Raw genomic sequence first — 18,782 nt, 5'->3', positions numbered from 1 at the left:
GGGGGCGGGGATGAACTACCTGGCGGCATTTCTGGGCCTTCTGCTGGCGGGCTGCGCCCATCCGGCGGAGGCTCTACCCATTGCCGAAGGAGACCCCCAATGTGTGACAGATCGCGCCGCGTTGATGGCGCTGGACTATTGGGAATTCGATCAGGGGGCAGACGGTATCCGGGCGGTTTTGGCAAAGCCGGGGTGTGAGCTTGCGGCGGCTGATCTTTACCGGGACTATCACGCGGCGCTGCGTGCCAGGGGCGCGCCTGTGATGATCACCCTGCCGAATGGCGAGGAATGGCCGATGAGTGAGACCGGGGAGATGTCCATTCTTTACTGGCATGAGGGCCAGCTGAGGGCGTTTGCGGGGGATGCGGCAGGCGCAGCTTCGCTGTTCGAGCAGTCGCTGAAAACGCCTGAGGTGAGCCATTCTGGATGGGATGAGTATGTGCGCGGCAGCATAGCCTTCCTGCGCGGTGATCTGCAGGCGCTTATGGCGGCACGCGAGACGATGGCGGGCAAGGTGGCGCCCGGCTATGGCGACATAAATCTGGGCGTGCTGGATGGGCTGATCGCCTGTTTCGGGCGCAGCTATAAGGAGGCTTACGGCGCGCCGGAGTGTAACCGGCGGCCGGCAGCGGCGGCGCCTTGAAGCCCTATTTGTATTTGTCCGGATTGGCGGCGATGATCTGTTCCAGCTTGGGCTGTCCTTCGACGATGCCCTTGGTGAGCTGTCCGGTGATGACGCCGCCCAGGAAAAGCGGCGCGCTGGCCTTGCCGGACCAGCGCATTTCGCAGCCGCCTTCGGCGGGCACGATGCGGTAATCCTCCACAGCGGCGGAGACGGGCAGGGTGGAGCGCTCAAACCGGAAGGCCATGCGGCGGCCTTCTTCCCAGGCGAAGAAGGTTTCCTCCACCTTTTGCGGGCCGATCTCGACCGTGCGGGTGGTGCCGGGGCCCCAGGGTTTGGGGCTGGTCCAGGTAACTTTTGTGATGGGCAGCCAGAGTGTCCATGTCTCGGCATCGAGCAGGGCGTTCCAGACCATTTCCGGCGGGAAGGGATAGCGGTGCACCGCGCTGCCCTGTTTGGCAGTGGCGAGGTATTCCTCGCCGACGGATTTATGGACTTTCAGCGGCTTGGCCATGGCTTGCTCTCCGGGTGTTGCCGGGATGAGTATAGGCGCGCTGGTCTGGCCGTCTACGGACGGGCGGGCCGTTTGGCAGGGTCACGCCGCGTCACGCCGCAGCGTCAGCCTGCCGCCAGGAGCGCCTCTGTCTCCTCCGCCGGGACAGAAAGGATCTGGCTGATGACAGTGATCATCGTGCGCTCATCGATCGGCTTGGAGACATAGCCGTCAAAGCCCTTGGAGAGGTATTTCTCGCGGTCGCCATGCATCGAGTCAGCGGTCAGGGCGATGACCGGCACGAGGCGGTTGAGGCTGCCCGAGGTGCGCAGCCGTTTCAGGGCTTCGTCGCCATCGAGGCCCGGCATATGGATGTCCATCAGCACGATGTCGAAGGTTTCGCGGTTCATGATCTCGAGGGCTTCATTGCCGTCGCAGGCTTCGCGGATGACGATGCCATAATACTCCAGGAAGGAGCGGGCGACGCGGCGGTTGATGCCGTTATCGTCGACCACCAGCGCGCGGCAGCCCGTCAGCCCGGTGCGCGGGGTGCGCACGGGCATGTGGACCATGTTGGTGGTGTCGCCGACGCTCATGGTGGAGGCCTGCGCCATGAATTTCAGTGTAAAGACGGACCCGCGGCCGACCTGGCTGACGGCGGTGACATCCCCGCCCATCATGCGGGCAAGGCGGCGGGTGATCGAGAGGCCGAGGCCCGTGCCGCCGAACTTGCGGGTGGTGGAGCCGTCTTCCTGGGCGAAGCTTTCAAAGATGCGGTCGAGCTTGTCGGCCGCAATGCCGACGCCGGTATCGGAGACGTGGATGACGACGCGGTGGGCGCCCTCTTCCTGCGGCTCGGTCGTGACCACGACCATCACTTCGCCTTCGCTGGTGAACTTCACCGCGTTGGAAATGAGATTGCCGACACATTGGCGCACACGCACCGGATCGAAGATCAGGCGCGAGGGTACGCTGGGGTCGACGAAGAGGCGGATAGTGATGCCTTTTTCCTGCGCGGTGGCTTCGTGCAGCTTGAACAGGCCGCTGAGCTTGTGGCGCAGATCGCCGGGCACGGGGGAGAGGTCCATCCGGCCGGCTTCGATCTTGGAGAGGTCGAGAATGTCGTTCAGCAGCACCATCAGCGTGTTGCCACTGTCGAGGATGACCCCGACCTGTTCGGCCTGTGTGGTGGTCAGCTTGCTGTGGGCGAGCACCTGCGCCATGCCCAGAACACCGTTCAGCGGTGTACGGATCTCATGGCTCATATTGGCGAGGAATTCGGATTTGAGGCGCGTGGCCTGTTCGGCGCGGTGGAGGGCATCGCGCAGCTCATGGGCCCGGCGGCGTTCCTCGCGCACATCGCGGATATAGGTGATGAACACCATCGTATCTTCGCTGCCCCAACGGGCGCTGGATGTGGAGGCCTGGACACGGATCTTTTCGCCGCTCTGCGTGAAGGCTTCGGCATCGGACACATGGCGGATCAGCTTGCCGTTTTCGATGTCGGTGACGACCTTGTTGCCAAGGGATTTCTGCGGCTCGAATGACTTCACGCCGAACAGGATGCCGACATCCTTGCCGAGCAGTTCTTCCTCGGTATAGCCGAGCAGTTCGCAGATGGCGCGGTTGACATAATGAATGCGGCTGACGCGGTCCGTGATGACGATGCCATGGATGGCATAGTCACAGGCGGCGCGGGCGAGTTCGAAACGCTTCTGTGCGGCGTCGCGCTCCTCGGCGAGGTCGGTCACTTCATGGGAGCAGGCGAGGGCGCCGTTTTCCGTCGGGGTGATGACGGTTTTCATCACCTTGCCGAGCATCTTCGCGGCCCGGCCCAGACCTGTCATGTAGGTGATCGGCTCGCCGGTCTCGATGACCTTGATGACGTTCTTCGACATTTCCGACTCCCGATAGGCGGGGTCGAACTCGAAGACGCGCATGCCCACGATGCTGCCGCCACCGGGCAGGATCGACTCGTTCATGAGGCGGTTGGCGTCGATCCATTCCAGATCAACGATTGCGCCATTCTCGTCCCGCACGGGAGCAATTTCACAGACGACAACTGGCAGCAGGTCGAACAGACGTGCATCCATTGAGCGAATCCTTGAACCATCCATTTTGTTGGAGGACGATCCGCCCACAAGCTTAACGGAGCGTTGATATTTCACGCTTTTGGGCCGCGTTGTTTGCCTCAGGCAGGACAGCACAGGTTGAGAATTTCGTGGCCCTTCAGGGCCTCCATCGCCGCCTTGTAGCCCGCCTCGACGGAGGCGTCATAGGCTTTCCAGTCCCGCAATTCGATGTCGGGCAGTTCGGGCAGGATCAGGATGTCGGCCTTGTCGCGCGGGGTGAGGCGGTCGTCGCGGATGGTGGCGGCGCGCATCAGGAGGCCGGCAATCGGGGGCGGAGACGAGAAGCCGCGCTTGAACACCCACTGCCAGAAGCTTTCGGGGTGGACGAATTCTTCCCGGTTCAGGCCATCGCGGATGGCCGAGACATCCGAGCCGATGACGAAGCCCTGGTGCAGTTCCCGCATCGGTTCGACCGGGAAATTGTCGAGCACGGCGCCGTCGACAAGGATGTCTTCCCCATCGACCAGAGGCGGCAGGATGCCGGGCAGGGAGATGGTGGCGCGCAGGGCCGTGCGCAGCAGGCCGCAGCGGTGCAGCTTGGCCTGGCCATCGGTTAGGTTGGTGGAGAGGGCGAAGAAGGGGATCTGCAGATCGCCGATGTCGATCTCGCCGAAATGTTCCTGCAGGCGCTGGTTGACGCGCTTGCCCTTCACCATGCCGACCACCGGCAGGGTGTAGTCACCCAGCGGATTGGTTTCCACGAAGGCCTTGCGGATGCGCCAGTCGATCTCCTCGTCGCTCCAGCCGATGGCCACGCAGGCGGCGACCACGGCGCCCATGGAGGCCCCGCCGGCAAAGTCGATCGGAATGCCCAGTTCACGGATGGCGCGGATGGCGCCGATATGGCTGTAGGCGCGGGCGCCGCCGCCGGAGAGGACAAGGCCGACAGAGCGGCCCGTCATGATGCGGGCCAGGCGCATGGCATCGGCGCCATTGTCGCCCTGCCAGTGGAAGAGGCGCTTGGCGCCGGCCGCCTGCAGCCATTCCTGCGGACGGGAGGCGCGGCGCTCGGCGCCCGGATGGATCAGGACCACGTCAATCAGTTTGAGGCGCTGGGCGGGGGAGGTGTCCTCCGGCATCAGCGGGGTAGACGGGCGCGCATCGGAGCGGGCGAGCACCCAGATCCGGTCTGCCTGGCGCGTGGACAGGCGGAACCAGGGCGTGTCGCCGATGGCGGCGGTCAGGATGACGGCGTCATACTCGATTTCGAGATTGTCGAAGAAGGCTGCGGGTTTTTCACTGCCCTGGGCCTCGTCCACGATCACGGCGCGTTTGCCGAACCGGGCGAGGGCGGTTTTCAGCGCGCGGGCGCGCAGGCCAAGGTCGATGGTCGGCGAGGTGGAGAGGAGGGTGTAGACTTTCGGCGCGGCCTCTCCGGTGCGCTGATCGCCCCGGCCAAGACGGCGCAGGATGATGCGGATCATGCCTTCCAGCAGTTCGGGCTCGGACTTTACCAGCAGCTTCCAGCCCGCCCGCGACAGGGCGATGACTTCAGAATCGCGCAGGGCATAGACTGAGCCCGAATGGGGCTTGTCATGGCCTTCGCCGTCTCCATTGGTCCCGACTCCGCCGAGGAACAGCGCCATCTCGCCGACAGGCTCGCCGGGGCGGATATGGCCGACGAACTCGCCCTTCGCCCCGAAGGCGCCGAGCGCGCCGGAAAGCACGAAATAGATGGAATCAGCCGGTTCCCCCGCCAGGAACAGGGGCTGGCCGGCGGGCAGGGCAAACCAGCGGGCCTCCTTGCCGGCAGAGCGCATAGCCCGCTGGGAGACGTCCTTCAGAAGAGGGATCGTCTTCAGATCGGGGGTGATTTCCTTGCGTAGGAGGCCGAACATGCCGGTGTTACCTGATCCCTCGAGAGGTGAGCTGCAAGACCTCTAGCACAAAAGAGTTTACCAACGGGTGACAGCCGGAAGCCGGGCGGTTAATCCTGCCGCAACGAAAAGTAAGGGAGGGCCCATGCCGGTCCTAAAGTCTGCGCTGGATGTTTCCGGCGCCAAATTCGCTGCAAATCGCGCCGCCATGGAAAAACTGGTCGCCGAATTGCGGGCAAAGACGGCAGAGGCTGCCCTGGGCGGCCCGGAAGAGAGCCGCCGGCGCCACACCGAGCGTGGCAAGCTGCTGCCCCGGGAACGGGTGGAGCGGCTGATCGACCCCGGCAGCGCGTTTCTGGAGATCGGCGCGCTGGCGGCCAATGGGATGTATGAGGGCGAGGCGCCGGGCGCGGGCCTGATCACGGGCATTGGCCGGGTCGAAGGGTGGGAATGCCTGATCGTCTGCAATGACGCGACCGTGAAGGGCGGGGCCTATTTCCCCATCACCGTGAAGAAACACCTGCGGGCGCAGGAAGTGGCAATGGAAAACCATCTGCCCTGCATCTACCTCGTTGATAGCGGCGGGGCGAACCTGCCCCACCAGTCTGAAGTGTTTCCGGACCGGGAGCATTTCGGCCGCATCTTCTACAATCAGGCGCAGATGAGCGCGAAGGGCATTCCCCAGATCGCCGCCGTGATGGGCAGCTGCACGGCGGGGGGCGCTTATGTGCCCGCGATGAGCGATGAAACCGTGATCGTGCGCAAGCAGGGGACGATCTTCCTGGGCGGCCCGCCCCTGGTGAAGGCGGCGACGGGGGAGGAGATTTCAGCCGAAGATCTGGGCGGGGCCGATGTGCACGCCCGCCGCTCCGGCGTGGCGGACCATTACGCGGCGCACGACGCCCATGCGCTGTCGATCGTGCGCTCGATTGTCCGCACACTGGCAAAGCCGAAGCCGCAGCCGTTTGAAATTCAGGCTCCCGCAGAGCCGCTGTATGATCCGCGCGAGATGCATGGCCTTGTGCCGCAGGATGTGCGCGAGCCCTATGACGCGCGCGAGGTGATTGCGCGCACGGTGGACGGGTCGGAGTTTCACGAGTTCAAGAAGCTCTATGGGGAAACCCTCGTCTGCGGCTTTGCGCATATCTATGGCATGCCGGTGGCGATCCTGGCCAATAACGGCATCCTGTTCTCGGAGAGTGCGCAGAAGGCAGCCCATTTCATCGAGCTGGCCGACCAGCGCCGCATTCCGCTCGTCTTCCTGCAGAATATCACCGGCTTCATGGTCGGCTCCAAATACGAGGCAGGCGGCATCGCCAAGGACGGCGCCAAGATGGTGACGGCGGTGGCGACCGCGAGTGTGCCGAAATTCACCGTGGTGACTGGCGGCAGCTTTGGCGCGGGCAATTATGGCATGTGCGGGCGGGCCTATTCCCCGCGCTTCCTCTTCATGTGGCCGAATGCGCGCATTTCCGTCATGGGCGGCGAGCAGGCAGCCAGCGTGCTCGCCACCGTCAAGCGCGACGGCATCGAGCGGCGCGGCGGCCAGTGGAGCGCGGAGGAAGAGCAGGGCTTCAAACAGCCGATCCGCGATCTCTATGAGGCCGAAGGGAACCCGTATTTCTCCACCGCGCGCCTCTGGGATGATGGCATCATCGACCCGGCCGACACACGCCGCGTGCTGGGCCTGGCGCTATCGGCGAGCCTCAATGCGCCGTTTGGCGAGCGCGGGTTTGGCGTGTTCCGGATGTAAGCAAACCCCTCGCCGCATGGCTGCGGGAGGGGCGCTTGGGATGGGGCGGGTGTCTGCTGGGCTCAGAGCTGTACGTGCTTGCTCTTGCCGAGATCGGGCTGCTCGTCCTTGATATTTGCCTTGGCGACTTCGAAGAATACGCCGAGGGCGGACTTGTCCGATGCCCAGAGGGCGGCGTCATGCGGCACGAATTTCAGCATCATGAGTTTGGGGTCTTCCATGCCACCGGGATACCAGGCGTCGACCATCGGCCCCCAGAATTTTTCGATGGTGGCTTTGTCATGGTGCGGAAGAAGTTCACCGCGTACGCAGGCCTGATAGTCGCTGTCGATGTGGCACATATGGACGATGCCGGGCGATTTCAGCACGGTTTGACCAAGCTCGCTGGTGTTGTCCGAATAGAAGTAGATGATGCCGGCTTCTTCATCCACCTGCGGCGCCATGGGCTGCATGTGCTGATCGTGTTCGGGCGAGCCGAGCATGACACAACGCGAGCCCTTGATCTCTTCCAGCAGCTGGCGCTGCGGGTTCTGTTCGAATTTTTTCAGATTGGCCATGTCATTCTCCTTGGGGTCTGCCAGCCCAACGCGGAGCGGGGGCGCATGTTCCCTTGGGCGTGCGGCGGGGGCGAATGCGCCGGGCTCCGGAAACCCGTATAGGGACACCTACCTATCAACCTGCGCGGATTTTGAGGGTAGCCATGGAGACCAGAGGAGGCGCAGTCATGACCCAGACCATCTGCATCATCGACGGACATCCTGATCCAGACCCGGCCCGCCTTTGCCGCGCGCTGGCGGACTCCTATGCCGAAGGCGCCATTTCGGCAGGATATGATGTGACCCGGATCAACATCTGGGAACTGAAGATCCCGCATCTGGAAAAGAACGAGGATTTCCGCACCCCGCCTTCTGAGCCCATCCTGAGCGAGCGGCAGAAGATCACGGCCGCCGATCATATTGTCATCCTGTTTCCGCTCTGGCTGGGCGGGATGCCGTCAAAGCTGCGCTCTTTCTTCGAGCAGGCTGCGCGCGGCGGGTTTTTCGTGGCGGATCCGGAGAAGGAGGGTAGCTGGCCGCGCAAGATGATGGCAGGCAAATCGGCGCGCGTGGTGATCACCATGGGGATGCCGGGATCGGTCTACCGCGTGCTCATGGATGCCGGCAGCCTGAAAGCGCTGGAACGTGGCATTCTCGGCCTTTCCGGCTTCCGCCCGGTGCACCATACGATCCTGGGCGGGGCAGGCGATATCTCGTCCGAACGCTTTCACGCCTGGAAAAGCCAGATGTGGGAACTGGGCCATTCGGCCGCCTAGGCCGCACATGTGTTAAGCCTGCCACAAAATGGCCTTGAGACTGACAGGCTTTTAACGGATCGATATCCCCGTTCACGCGTCCTTCAGACAAGGCGCCGGCCAACCCGGCGTCAGTCAAAGGAGTGCAACACATGATCCGCGTAACCCTGATTTCCGCTGCCGCTCTTGTTGGTGCCATGGGCGCCTATGCCGGTGAAAAGTCGACATTTGCTGATGTCGACACCAATGCCGACGGCGTGATCAGCGCTTCGGAGTTCATCGCTCACAAGACCGCTGATGGCAAATACACTGAAGTTGAAGCTGCTGCGAAGTTTGAAGAAGCCGCCGGCATGGATGGCCAGATCACCGAAGCCGACTGGGAAGCCATGAAGGCTGAGCGCAAGGCTGAGAAAACCGACACCACCGGCGATACCAGCTGGTAACTCCGGACCAGTCTGAAGATCCCATCCGTCTCGATCTTCAGGCCAGGCATGACCTTTCCGCGTCATGACAGGGCCTGCCTCCTCCGCGAGGCAGGCCTTCGGCGTGGGCGGGGCGCAGATTCTCCCCAGTAAAACACTGGTTGTTCCCGGCAGGCACTGGACATTTCCCATTGTCTGAAGTCGATGGGGGCAGCGGCCTCCTGCGCCGCCGGTATGCTGCGCAAGAGTTTGTTGAATATGCCAGAGACGGCGAACCGATTTGATTTGATCCGGCTGGCCTTCGCCGCCGGGGTTTTTGTCTATCATGGGGTCGCCATAGGCGCGGCGCTGCCCTTCGGGCCGCTGGAGCGCGCCCTTTCCCATTTCGCCGAGCTGTCGATCCAGGGGTTTTTCATCGTCTCTGGCCTGCTGGTGGCCGGATCGCTTGAGCGTTCCTCCAGCCTGCGCGACTATGCCGGCAAGCGGGCCCGCCGTCTCTATCCGGCCTATGCGGCGGTGATCCTGGTGCCGGCTGTGATCAGCCTGGCGATGACGCAGGATGTTCAGGGCGTAGGCAGTTATCTCGGCGCCAATCTGGTCTTCCTGAATTTCCTCTCGCCGACGCTTCCGGGACTGTTCGAGGGGAACCGGTTTCCGGAAGTGAACGGGGCGCTGTGGACGCTGAAGATAGAAGTGATGTTCTATATCGCCTTGCCGGTTATCCTCCTTGTGCTGAAGAGATTTGGCGCCTTCTGGTGGGTTCTGATCTTGGCACTGTATGCGGCGGGCGAGGCCTGGGCGTATTATGTGCCGCAGCTGGCGCCGGGTGGGTATGGGCCTGAGCTGGGGCGGCAGCTGCCCGGCCAGATGGCCTTTTTCGCCATGGGTATCGCGCTTTGGAAGGCATCGCCCGGCATACAGCGGCGCTGGGCGGCGCTGGCGCTCTGCGGTACGGCTCTGCTGGGGGCGAGCATTCTCTATCCGCTTCTCGAACCGCTGAGGGCCTTCGCGCTGGCGGGCGTCATTGGCGCGGTCGCCTGGGCGCCGGGGCCGAAGCTCAACGCCGCCCGGTATGGGGATGTCAGCTATGGCCTCTATATCACCCATTTTCCGATCCTTCAGGCCCTCGCCGCAGCCGGGCTGGCGGCGAGCCTCGGGCTGGCTGCCTATCTCGCCCTTGCGACAGCGCTGACCCTCGCGGTGAGCTTTGCGCTGTGGCACCTTGTGGAGAAGCCCGCCTTGCGCCCGACAAGCCACTATCGCAGGGTGGCCAAAGATAATTGAAACAGGGAATACCCCATGCGTGACGCAGAATATGATCTGATCCGGTTTGAAGCGACGGAAGAGGGCCTGGCGGTCGTCACGCTGAACCGGCCTGATGTGCACAATGCCTTCAATGCCGAGCTGATTGCCGAGCTGACGGATGTGTTCACGATGATCTCGGAACAGCCGAGCATTCGCATGATGATCCTGCGCGGCGAAGGGCCTTCATTTTCGGCCGGGGCAGACCTCAACTGGATGAAGCGCGCGGCGCTGCATTCGCGCGAGGATAACGAGACCGATGCCATCCGTTTGGCTGAAATGCTGCGCCGCCTCTATGAGATGCCGCAGATGACGCTGGCGCTGGTGCATGGCGCGGCCATGGGCGGGGGCGCGGGCCTTGTGGCGGCGTGCGATGTGGCGATTGCCAAGGCGGGCACGCAGTTCCGTTTTTCCGAAGTGCGCCTCGGCCTTACCCCGGCCACCATCAGCCCCTTCGTGGTGCAGGCCATCGGCCCGCGCTGGGCGAAGGCGCTGTTTGTCACGGCCGATGGTTTTGATGCGGCGTATGCGGAGAAAATCGGCCTGGTGCATTATGTGGCCGAAGACGACGTGAAGATGGCCGAGCTGCAGGAGCATATCGCCCGGCTGGTCTTCTCGGCGGCGCCGGGCGCGGTGGCCGATGCCAAGCGCCTTGTAGTGGATGTGACGGGCATGGAAATCGACAACGCCCTGATGCACACCACCGCCAAGCGGATTGCCGCGCGCCGTGTTTCCGAAGAGGGGAAAGAGGGCATTGCCGCTTTCCTTGAAAAGCGCACGCCCTCCTGGAAAAGCTGACGGGGTGGCCGCGTCAGTCCGGAGAGAGGTCTACATTGAGGCCGAAATTGCCCAGGGTGACTTCTACCGCCGTGACCGGATTGACCCCGGTTAATGCTTCTATCTGCCCTCGGAATATATACGCCAGCAGCGCGAACATGATGATGTAGACGATAAACTGCATCACCGATTTCAGAATGAAAGCGCCGGCACTGCCGACGACGAGGCCGATGGCGCCCATGATCAGCGCGCCCTGGACGGGCGAAATGCCTTCCGTGACGAGGCCCTGATTATAGCCGAGATAAGCGCCGATGCCGCCGCCGATGACGCCTGCCAGGCTGGCGAGCCCGGTTCCGGAATTGTAGGCCATGGGGTCCCCTTTGGTTTCAGACTGATTAAGCATTACGCGATTGCGCGGGCCTCACAAAGCCTGAAATTTACCGCCGTCCGGCACCCCGCCGGCCATGTTGCCGCCCCGGTTGGCGGCGAAGGGAGTTGTCATGATCCCAGATGGAACTTCCCATGCCGCGCGGCTTCGCGCCCGCCTTCATGCGGCGCGGGAGGGCCTGCGGGCCCGGTATGTGAAGGGGCCATGGAGCCTGGGCGTCTTCGAATTTGTCAGTTTCGGCATCAAGCAGGCCTGGGCGTGCCTGTTCGGCGGGGCGATGCTGGCACTGCTGCTGGCGACACATTTCTTCTATCCCGAAGGCGCGGCGCTCTCGCGCTATGATTTCCTGGTGATCGCGGCCGTCGTCCTGCAGGCGGGGCTGTTGCTCAGCGGCCTGGAGACATGGGAAGAGGCGCGGGTGATCTTCGTGTTCCATGTGGTCGGCACCATCGTGGAGCTGTTCAAGACCAGCGCCGGCAGCTGGATCTATCCTGAGGAGAGCTTCCTGCGGATTGGCGCGGTGCCGCTGTTTTCCGGCTTCATGTATGCGGCGGTTGGCTCCTATCTGGCGCGCGTCTGGCGCATCTTCGAGTTCCGTTTCACGCGCTTTCCCCCGCTCTGGCTGCAGGGGCTGTTGGCGCTGGCGATCTATGTGAACTTTTTTGCCCATCACTGGACGGTGGACATCCGCTACGGCCTCTTCGCCGCCACGGCGCTGATCTATCTGCGCACGCTGGTCTGGTTCCGGCCGGATGAAATCCACAGGCCGATGCCGCTGCTGATCGGCTTTTTCCTGGTGGCAGTGTTCATCTGGTTTGCGGAGAACCTTGGAACATTTGCCCGCGCATGGGCCTATCCGGGGCAAGAAAATGGCTGGGAAATGGTGTCTTTATCGAAGCTCGGATCATGGTATCTGCTGATGATCATCAGTTTCGTCCTGGTTGCCAGCGTGCACCGGGGCCGGGGGAACAGCGATGCTAGAGGAACTAATTAAAGTACTGCCGTTGCTGGCCACCATACTCGCAGGCTTTTTTGCATTTATGAAATGGCTAGACGTCCGCCAAAGAGAAATTGCCGATAAAGAATTTGAGCGGGTATCACGCTTGGTGATGATCATAACAGGCCAATATCCTGATGGCAGCAAAGCAAGGACTGTAGATCAAATTCTGGCAGTTTGGATGCTCAAGGAGTATCCGCGCTATCATGATGCCATCCGGCGCGCGCTTCAACGAGATTGGGACCCGAGTTGGGTTTCAGAAAACTTTGTGCGCCAAATTGTGCCCGAAATAAATGCGATGTTATCGCAGTTGGAGAAACGGAAGTGACCATTACAAAACTTCTCGTCGCTAACCGGGGCGAGATTGCTGCCCGGATTTTCCGCACCTGCCGGGAGATCGGCATCGAGACCGTCGCCGTCTTCTCCGAGGCTGACCGCGCCGCCAAGCATGTGCGCGAAGCCGATGAGGCTGTCTGTATCGGACCTGCGCCCGCGCCTGAGAGCTATCTGCGCGGCGATGCCATCATCGCGGCCGCCAAAGATACAGGCGCCGACGCCATCCATCCGGGCTATGGCTTCCTCTCCGAGAACGCGGCCTTTGCCGAGGCGGTGGTTGCCGCCGGGCTGATCTGGGTTGGCCCGCCGGCGGCCGCCATCCGCGCGATGGGGCCGAAGGATGAGGCCAAGCGCCTTGCCGAGGAGGCCGGCGTGCCCGTGCTGCCTGGCTATCGCGGCGAGGCGCAGGATATCGGCACACTGAAGAAAGCCGCCGCGAAGATCGGCTATCCGCTGCTCATCAAGGCGGTGGCCGGCGGCGGCGGGCGCGGCATCCGGCAGGTGTCGAAAGAGGCCGAGCTGGAAGCTGAACTCGTCAGCGCCGTGCGCGAAGCCGAGAGCGCCTTTGGCGATGGCCGCGTGATGCTGGAGAAGCTGGTCCAGCAACCGCGCCATATCGAGGTGCAGGTGTTTGGCGACGCGCATGGCAATGTCGTCCACCTGTTCGAGCGCGATTGCTCACTGCAGCGGCGGCGGCAGAAGGTGCTCGAAGAAGCGCCCGCGCCGGACATGCCCGAGGATGTCCGCAAGGCGATGACGGAGGCGTCGGTAAAGCTCGCCAGGGCGGTTGGCTATCAGGGCGCCGGGACGGTGGAATTCATCGTGGACGGATCAAGGCCCCTGGCGCTCGATACATTCTGGTTCCTGGAGATGAACACGCGGCTGCAGGTGGAGCATCCGGTCACGGAGATGGTGACGGGGCAGGATCTGGTGGAGTGGCAACTCATCGTCGCCTCCGGCGGCACGCTGCCGCTGGCGCAGGATGAGATCGAGCTTAACGGCCACGCCATCGAGGCGCGCATCTGCGCCGAAGACCCGGCCGAAGGCTTCCGCCCCGGCGCAGGCGTGATCCTGGAATTCGGCCTTCTGGAAGAGCCCGATGGCGAGATCATCCGCTGGGATACCGGCTTTGAAACCGGCGACCGGGTGCCGTCCAATTACGATTCCATGATCGCCAAGCTGATCGTGTACGGAGAGGACCGGGAAGAGGCGCTTGAGCGTCTGACGGATACGCTCGCGCATACGCAACTGGCGGGCGTTCCGTCGAATGCCGGCTTCCTGCGCCGCTGCGCGCTGTCAGAAGAGTTCCAGACGGGCACACATCATGTGAACTGGATCGGCGAGAATATGGACGCGCTGACAGCGGTGCCGCCGGAGCATCTGGAGGCCTCTCTGAATGCGGTCGCCAGCCTTGTGCTGGATGAAGCGCCGGGGCTGTCGCCCTGGTCGATCCGGGATGGCTTCCGCCTCAACGCCGCGCCGCGCCGCACGGTCATCCTGGCCGCCGATGGCGAGGCCGAGATGGTGGAGGCGGGCATTCCGATGCCGGAGGATGTGCCATTCCCTCTGGTGACGGATCTTTCTCCTCGCCGTTACGCCGTTACCTGCGGGGGAGATACGTTCCTCGTGACCATCCCCGAATACAGCGCGGACGCGGACGCGGCGCTGGGCGGCAATGCCGTCAAGGCGCCGATGCCGGGCAAGGTGCTGACGCTGACGGCGAAGGCAGGGGATGCGGTGACACGCGGCGATACGCTGGCAGTGCTCGAAGCGATGAAGATGGAACACGCCCTCGCCGCGCCGCGTGACGGCGTGATCGAGGCGGTCCATGCGGCAGCGGGCCAGCAGGTGGCGGAGGGTGACCTACTGGTTTCGCTGGTGGAGGAATAGAGCCTAGCTCAGTTCCAGCCCTTCCAGCGCGCCTTTTTCCCGCCAGGCCTTCAGGATACGGAAATAGGCGTTGGGGCCTTCGCCATAGGAATTGTTCTGCGCGGCGCGGTCGCTCGGCTTGCCTTCATTGTTGTAATAGCCCGGCGTGCATTCCTCCAGGAATTGCTGGCGCATCACGGCCTTCTCGACGATCTGCTGCACCCAGGCGGCTTCGCCCTCGGGGCTCGCCTCGAAGGTGCCGGCCTGCCGGGCGGAGACTTCCGAGAGGATATAGGCGATCTGCTCGGCCTGCTCGTCCAGAAGGTGGGGATAGTTGGCGGTGAAGCCCGCCTGGCCGGGGCCCATCAGGAACATGTTGGGGAAGCCATTGACGGCGAGGCCATGCAGGCTGCGCATACCGTCAGCCCAATGATCTTTCAGATGCACACCGCCCTTGCCGACAGGATCATAGCCCGCGCGGCGGGTGTAATCCGTGCCCACTTCAAAGCCGGTGGCATAGACGAGGCAATCGACCTTGTATTCGACGCCATCGACAATAATCGAATCTTCCGTGATCCGCTCAACGCCCCGGCCGCCGGTGTCCACCAGCGTCACATTCGGGCGGTTGAAGGCATTGAGATACGCGTCGTGGAAGCAGGGCCGCTTGCAGAACTGGCGATACCAGGGCTTCAGCTTGGCGGCGGTTTCCGGGTCCTTGATCACCTCATCGACGCGGGCGCGCACCTGTTCCATCTTCTTGAAATCCGCCAGCTCGGCGAGCTCTGCCAGGCGTTCGGGCGAGAGACCCTTCTTGTCGCCGGAACTGGCGATGAAGAGGATGTTGCGGATAATGTCCGTCCACCCATCCTGCACCAGGTCTTCAGGCTCGTAGCCGCCGGAGACGAGGGTGTTGAAATTCTCCATGCGGCGGCGCTGCCAGCCGGGCTGAAGGCTCCCCGCCCAGTCCGGATCGGTCGGCCGGTCATTGCGCACATCGATGGAAGAGGGCGTGCGCTGGAACACGTAGAGATGCTTGGCGCCTTCGGCCAGATGCGGCACGCATTGCACGGCGGTTGCCCCGGTGCCGATGATGCCGACCACCTTGTCTTTCAGCTTCGTCAGGCCGCCCGTGCTGTCTCCGCCCGTATACTGATAATCCCAGCGACTGGTGTGGAAGCTGTGGCCCTTGAAGCTTTCCACGCCCGGAATGCCGGGCAGCTTCGGCCGGTTGAGCGGGCCGTTCGACATGATGACGAACTGCGCGGTGAAGCGGTCATCCCGGTCGGTCAGGATGATCCAGGCCTTGCGGTCCTCGTCCCATTCCATGCCGGTGATGCCGGTGCCGAGGAGGGCGTTTTCATAGAGATTGAAATGCTTGGCAATGCGCGCTGAGTGTTCGAGGATTTCCGGCGCCTTGGTGTATTTCTCCTTCGGCATGTAGCCGGTTTCTTCCAGAAGCGGCAGGTAGATATAGCTCTCGATATCGCAGGCCGCGCCGGGATAGCGGTTCCAGTACCAGGTGCCGCCGAAGTCTCCGCCTTTCTCGATCATGCGGATGTCCTTGAACCCCGCCTTGCGCAGCCGCGCCGCAGACAGGAGCCCGCCAAAGCCCCCGCCGATCACGGCGATCTCGACATGATCTGTCGCCGGCGCGCGCGCCACCCGCTCCGTATACGGGTCTTCCAGATAATGGGCGAACTGGCCGGCAACATTCACATATTGCTCATTCCCGTCCTTGCGCAGGCGCTTGTCGCGCTCGGCGCGATACCGCTCGCGCAGCTGGTTGGGGTCAAATCCCAGATCAAGGGCGGCGTCATCGGCCATGTGCAGTTCCTCCCAGGTACGGATGCGGGATCTCTGCCCGTCATTTCTCGTCCAATGCGGGAAATCTAACCGCGAATTTCAGCCGCTAACAGCCGTCACCCCGCGTCAGCCACCAAAGCCCGTCAGCGCCCGCAGCACCACGAAAATCAGGATGCCTGCGCCGATAAACAGCCAGGTATTGCTGCCATCTGATGTGCCTTTGGGGTTTTCCGGCGTGCGGCCCAGAAGGCGATCAAGCTCGCGCTGCTTGCGCACTTCCTGAGGTGTTTCATGCCAGTCGACGGCCTCGCGCACCCGGCGCAGCCAGGCGTTCATGTGCCGCTCGGCCGGGTGGCTGGAGGGCTGGCGCACCCAGCCGAATTGGGCGTCGAGATCGTCAAACACGCGCAGGGTCAGCCAGGCCGGCAGCTGCACATTTCCCGATTGTGCGTAATAGCCGGTTGCATGGCAGAGATAGTTGCGCACCTGCCATTGCAGGGCGCGGTATTCATCGATGCCTTCCAGGTCGGGCGCATTGAAGAGGGCATCGAGATCGGCGCGGGACGGCGGGCCCCAGGGAGAGACCAGCGCCTCGTGCAGCTTCTGCATGGCCGCGTCGATGCGCCGGTCAAAATCGGAGGGGACGTATTCTTCTTCCTCTTCATCGAAATCGGCGTCGGGGTCGTCTTCAGTGTTCATGGCCGGCGCGGGCGCGCGGGCGTCCGTATCCGCCGGCTGTTCTGTCAGCGTTTCACTTTGTCCGCCCTCTGACGGAGCAGGATGGGCCTCCGGTTCAGCTTCTGTGTCCTCGTCATATTCTTCATACTCGCCCGGATATTCCGCCCGCCACCGCGCCTCCTGCCGCGCGCGCTCGAAGGCTTCGCGCAGCGCCATGAACGCCGCCCGGTCATCCTCCGGCCGGGTGACCTTCAGGCGCTCCGCATACGCCTTGCGGATGTCGGCATCGGTGGCGGTTTTCCGGTCGAGGCCGAGCAGGCTGAAGGGATCAGAAGACATCCTCGCCCTCGAAGCGGCTCAGGATTTCCTCGATCTGGGCGCGGGCGTCCTGGATCTGGCGCTTGTCGTGGGTGTGCAGCACCGCCTCGAACTGGGCAAGGATGTGGCCGACATGCTGGCGCTGGTCACCCAGGCTGTTTTCATAGGCCGCGCGCAGGCGGGCGATGATGGCGGCGTTTTCCTGCTCGTCGCGGGGATGGATCTTCAGTGCGGCAAGTTCCTTGAGCCGCTTGTCGATCTCGGCGCGGGTCAGCGTACCGGGCGTGCCTTCGATCACGAGGCGGAGGGTTTTCTTGGTGGCCACCGGCGTGGCCTCCACCTCCAGGATGCCGGAGGTGTCATAGGTGTAGCGCACCTCCACCGTCTTGTCGGCCTTCAGGTCTGCCGGCAGGGGCACGCGCAGTTGGCCGATGCGGACATTATCGCGCACGAACGGGCTTTCGCCCTGATAGATCATCAGATTGATCTCGCGCTGGTGCTGTTCCAGCGGGCTGATTTCATTGGCGCGGCTGGCGGGCACGACCGTATTGCGTTCGATCAGTGGCGAGAAATGGCCCGCCTCCCACTGGTTCGGCCCCAGCGGCACGGAGACTTCATAGCCGAGCGTGAAGGGGCACACGTCTGTCATCACCACATCGTCCAGCGCGGCATGGCGGGCGGCGAGCCCGGCCTGCACCGCGGCGCCGAGGGCGACAACATGATCGGGATCGATCGAGTGTTCCGGGAAACGCTTGAACAGGCGCGTGATCAGCCCGCGCACGGCCTGCATCCGGGTGGCGCCGCCCACGGTGATGATGCGGTGCAGGTCGTCGGCCCGCAGGCTCGCATCGGAAATGGCGCGCTGGATGGGCATGCGCAACCGCTTCAGCAGCTCATCTGTGATCTCGTCAAACTTCTCGCGCGTGATGGAGACAGGGCGGGCCTCGCCCTTGATGATGTAGTCGCCGGTGGCCTCGGCCTTTTCCGAGAGCTGGTGTTTCAGCCGGTTGGCGAGGGCGCGCAGGCGGGCGCCTTCCTCGCGGCTGACATCCTTGGGCTGGATGCCAAGCTGGCGGCCGAGTTCTGCGGCCAGCGCGTCGGTGAAATCCTCCCCGCCGAGGAAGGCGTCGCCGGCAGAGGCGCGCACTTCCATCACGCCGGAGAACATCTCCAGGATCGACACGTCGAATGTGCCCCCGCCGAGATCGACCACGAGGAAGGTCGATTCGGCTTCGCGGTCCTGCAGGCCGTAGGCGAGGGCGGCCGCCGTCGGCTCGTTGACGAGGCGGTTGACCTTCAGCCCGGCAAATTCGGCAGCCGTGATGGTGGCCTTGCGCTGGATGTCGTTGAAATAGGCGGGCACGGAGATGACGGCTTCTTCCACCTTCTGGCCGAGATGGGCTTCGGCATCTGCCCGCAGGCTGCCGAGAACCAGGGCGGAGAGTTCTTCCGGGCGGAAGGATTTCTTGCCCAGCTTCACCTCATGATTGGTGCCCATATAGCGCTTGAAGCGGGCGGTGGTGAGGTCTGGATGGGTCAGCAGCCGGTCGCGGGCGGCGCGGCCCACCAGCATGGCGCCATCATCACCATAGCCGACCGCTGAAGGCGTCATCACCTCGCCCAGCGCATTGGGAACCAGCTTTGGGCCATCAGCTTCGAAGACCGCCACAAGGGAATTGGTTGTGCCAAGGTCGATGCCGATAATGGCCTTGCCGGACATATGGTGCTGCCCCCATGATAATGCCTTCTGCACCCTTAGCGCGTCCGCAGGCTCAGTCCAGCCG

The 18,782-nt window shown here is 63.3% G+C and carries 17 protein-coding genes; 9 read left to right on the top strand and 8 right to left on the bottom strand.

The features are described from left to right. Positions 1 to 10 precede the first annotated feature (10 nt). Positions 11 to 643 (top strand): hypothetical protein, encoded by a 633-nt coding sequence (locus C0456_RS12905; protein ID WP_291052718.1) that lies wholly within the window; start codon positions 11 to 13, stop codon positions 641 to 643. Positions 644 to 647: 4 nt separating this feature from the next. On the opposite strand, the gene C0456_RS12900 is transcribed toward C0456_RS12905, so the two are convergent. The 3 genes from C0456_RS12900 to C0456_RS12890 form a co-directional block, all read right to left on the bottom strand. Beyond that, positions 648 to 1,136: an SRPBCC family protein gene (locus tag C0456_RS12900; RefSeq protein WP_291052715.1), complete on the bottom strand. Its 489-nt coding sequence runs from the start codon at positions 1,134 to 1,136 to the stop codon at positions 648 to 650. Between the two features lie 104 nt (positions 1,137 to 1,240). After that, positions 1,241 to 3,208 (bottom strand): ATP-binding protein, encoded by a 1,968-nt coding sequence (locus C0456_RS12895; RefSeq protein WP_291052712.1) that lies wholly within the window; start codon positions 3,206 to 3,208, stop codon positions 1,241 to 1,243. Positions 3,209 to 3,306: 98 nt separating this feature from the next. After that, positions 3,307 to 5,085, bottom strand: coding sequence for a patatin-like phospholipase family protein (locus tag C0456_RS12890; protein WP_291052710.1), 1,779 nt, complete (start codon positions 5,083 to 5,085; stop codon positions 3,307 to 3,309). Positions 5,086 to 5,209: 124 nt separating this feature from the next. On the opposite strand from C0456_RS12890, the gene C0456_RS12885 reads away from it, so the two are divergent. Then, positions 5,210 to 6,817, top strand: a complete 1,608-nt coding sequence (locus tag C0456_RS12885; protein WP_291052707.1) for a carboxyl transferase domain-containing protein — start codon at positions 5,210 to 5,212, stop codon at positions 6,815 to 6,817. A 62-nt stretch (positions 6,818 to 6,879) separates the two neighbouring features. Here the strand turns inward: C0456_RS12885 and C0456_RS12880 are convergent, their stop codons facing one another. Further along, a complete protein-coding gene (locus C0456_RS12880) occupies positions 6,880 to 7,374 on the bottom strand; it encodes a pyridoxamine 5'-phosphate oxidase family protein (RefSeq protein ID WP_291052705.1) in 495 nt (164 codons plus the stop codon). A gap of 167 nt (positions 7,375 to 7,541) precedes the next feature. Between C0456_RS12880 and C0456_RS12875 the strand changes: the two genes are divergently transcribed. The 4 genes from C0456_RS12875 to C0456_RS12860 all read left to right on the top strand — a co-directional run bounded on the left by C0456_RS12875 (position 7,542) and on the right by C0456_RS12860 (position 10,630). Next, positions 7,542 to 8,129: an NAD(P)H-dependent oxidoreductase gene (locus C0456_RS12875; protein WP_291052703.1), complete on the top strand. Its 588-nt coding sequence runs from the start codon at positions 7,542 to 7,544 to the stop codon at positions 8,127 to 8,129. A 131-nt stretch (positions 8,130 to 8,260) separates the two neighbouring features. Then, on the top strand, positions 8,261 to 8,551 hold the full coding sequence (locus C0456_RS12870; protein WP_291052700.1) for a hypothetical protein: 291 nt from the start codon (positions 8,261 to 8,263) through the stop codon (positions 8,549 to 8,551). Positions 8,552 to 8,815: 264 nt separating this feature from the next. Beyond that, positions 8,816 to 9,814 carry an acyltransferase gene (locus C0456_RS12865; protein WP_291052697.1) on the top strand — a complete coding sequence of 333 codons (999 nt, stop codon included), beginning with the start codon at positions 8,816 to 8,818 and terminating at the stop codon, positions 9,812 to 9,814. Positions 9,815 to 9,829: 15 nt separating this feature from the next. Then, positions 9,830 to 10,630 (top strand): enoyl-CoA hydratase-related protein, encoded by an 801-nt coding sequence (locus C0456_RS12860; RefSeq protein ID WP_291052695.1) that lies wholly within the window; start codon positions 9,830 to 9,832, stop codon positions 10,628 to 10,630. A 13-nt stretch (positions 10,631 to 10,643) separates the two neighbouring features. Here C0456_RS12860 and C0456_RS12855 read toward each other — a convergent pair whose 3' ends face one another. Then, positions 10,644 to 10,979: a hypothetical protein gene (locus C0456_RS12855; RefSeq protein ID WP_291052692.1), complete on the bottom strand. Its 336-nt coding sequence runs from the start codon at positions 10,977 to 10,979 to the stop codon at positions 10,644 to 10,646. Between the two features lie 130 nt (positions 10,980 to 11,109). Between C0456_RS12855 and C0456_RS12850 the strand changes: the two genes are divergently transcribed. From C0456_RS12850 to C0456_RS12840, 3 genes are read left to right on the top strand one after another with little or no spacing between them, the layout of a single operon-like run. After that, positions 11,110 to 11,991, top strand: coding sequence for a DUF817 domain-containing protein (locus C0456_RS12850; protein ID WP_291052690.1), 882 nt, complete (start codon positions 11,110 to 11,112; stop codon positions 11,989 to 11,991). Continuing rightward, positions 11,972 to 12,322, top strand: coding sequence for a hypothetical protein (locus C0456_RS12845; RefSeq protein ID WP_291052688.1), 351 nt, complete (start codon positions 11,972 to 11,974; stop codon positions 12,320 to 12,322). The genes C0456_RS12850 and C0456_RS12845 overlap by 20 nt, the downstream gene beginning before the upstream one ends. Continuing rightward, entirely contained in the window at positions 12,319 to 14,220 is a 1,902-nt protein-coding gene (locus tag C0456_RS12840) for a biotin carboxylase N-terminal domain-containing protein (protein WP_291052685.1), read from the top strand. Before C0456_RS12845 ends, C0456_RS12840 begins: the two co-directional genes overlap by 4 nt. A 3-nt stretch (positions 14,221 to 14,223) precedes the next feature. Here the strand turns inward: C0456_RS12840 and C0456_RS12835 are convergent, their stop codons facing one another. The 3 genes from C0456_RS12835 to C0456_RS12825 all read right to left on the bottom strand — a co-directional run bounded on the left by C0456_RS12835 (position 14,224) and on the right by C0456_RS12825 (position 18,718). Continuing rightward, positions 14,224 to 16,023, bottom strand: coding sequence for an NAD(P)/FAD-dependent oxidoreductase (locus C0456_RS12835; RefSeq protein WP_291052682.1), 1,800 nt, complete (start codon positions 16,021 to 16,023; stop codon positions 14,224 to 14,226). 105 nt (positions 16,024 to 16,128) lie between these two features. Then, the gene (locus tag C0456_RS12830) at positions 16,129 to 17,019 is read right to left on the bottom strand and encodes a J domain-containing protein (protein WP_291052679.1); all 891 of its coding nucleotides are present in this window, start codon (positions 17,017 to 17,019) and stop codon (positions 16,129 to 16,131) included. Beyond that, on the bottom strand, positions 17,009 to 18,718 hold the full coding sequence (locus C0456_RS12825) for a molecular chaperone HscC (RefSeq protein ID WP_291052677.1): 1,710 nt from the start codon (positions 18,716 to 18,718) through the stop codon (positions 17,009 to 17,011). Before C0456_RS12825 ends, C0456_RS12830 begins: the two co-directional genes overlap by 11 nt. Positions 18,719 to 18,782: the final 64 nt, after the last annotated feature.

Source organism: Hyphomonas sp. (assembly GCF_013823385.1).
Taxonomy (GTDB): Bacteria; Pseudomonadota; Alphaproteobacteria; order Caulobacterales; family Hyphomonadaceae; genus Hyphomonas.
The sequence above is the reverse complement of the archived record's forward strand: the minus strand, read 5'-3'. Positions and strand labels throughout refer to the sequence as shown.

Bases quoted from the DNA above. Each gene is read 5' to 3' on its own strand.
- C0456_RS12905 (WP_291052718.1), top strand. From the start codon at position 11: ATGAACTACCTGGCGGCATTTCTGGGCCTTCTGCTGGCGGGCTGCGCC.
- C0456_RS12900 (WP_291052715.1), bottom strand. From the start codon at position 1,136: ATGGCCAAGCCGCTGAAAGTCCATAAATCCGTCGGCGAGGAATACCTC.
- C0456_RS12895 (WP_291052712.1), bottom strand. From the start codon at position 3,208: ATGGATGCACGTCTGTTCGACCTGCTGCCAGTTGTCGTCTGTGAAATT.
- C0456_RS12890 (WP_291052710.1), bottom strand. From the start codon at position 5,085: ATGTTCGGCCTCCTACGCAAGGAAATCACCCCCGATCTGAAGACGATC.
- C0456_RS12885 (WP_291052707.1), top strand. From the start codon at position 5,210: ATGCCGGTCCTAAAGTCTGCGCTGGATGTTTCCGGCGCCAAATTCGCT.
- C0456_RS12880 (WP_291052705.1), bottom strand. From the start codon at position 7,374: ATGGCCAATCTGAAAAAATTCGAACAGAACCCGCAGCGCCAGCTGCTG.
- C0456_RS12875 (WP_291052703.1), top strand. From the start codon at position 7,542: ATGACCCAGACCATCTGCATCATCGACGGACATCCTGATCCAGACCCG.
- C0456_RS12870 (WP_291052700.1), top strand. From the start codon at position 8,261: ATGATCCGCGTAACCCTGATTTCCGCTGCCGCTCTTGTTGGTGCCATG.
- C0456_RS12860 (WP_291052695.1), top strand. From the start codon at position 9,830: ATGCGTGACGCAGAATATGATCTGATCCGGTTTGAAGCGACGGAAGAG.
- C0456_RS12855 (WP_291052692.1), bottom strand. From the start codon at position 10,979: ATGGCCTACAATTCCGGAACCGGGCTCGCCAGCCTGGCAGGCGTCATC.
- C0456_RS12850 (WP_291052690.1), top strand. From the start codon at position 11,110: ATGATCCCAGATGGAACTTCCCATGCCGCGCGGCTTCGCGCCCGCCTT.
- C0456_RS12845 (WP_291052688.1), top strand. From the start codon at position 11,972: ATGCTAGAGGAACTAATTAAAGTACTGCCGTTGCTGGCCACCATACTC.
- C0456_RS12835 (WP_291052682.1), bottom strand. From the start codon at position 16,023: ATGGCCGATGACGCCGCCCTTGATCTGGGATTTGACCCCAACCAGCTG.
- C0456_RS12830 (WP_291052679.1), bottom strand. From the start codon at position 17,019: ATGTCTTCTGATCCCTTCAGCCTGCTCGGCCTCGACCGGAAAACCGCC.
- C0456_RS12825 (WP_291052677.1), bottom strand. From the start codon at position 18,718: ATGTCCGGCAAGGCCATTATCGGCATCGACCTTGGCACAACCAATTCC.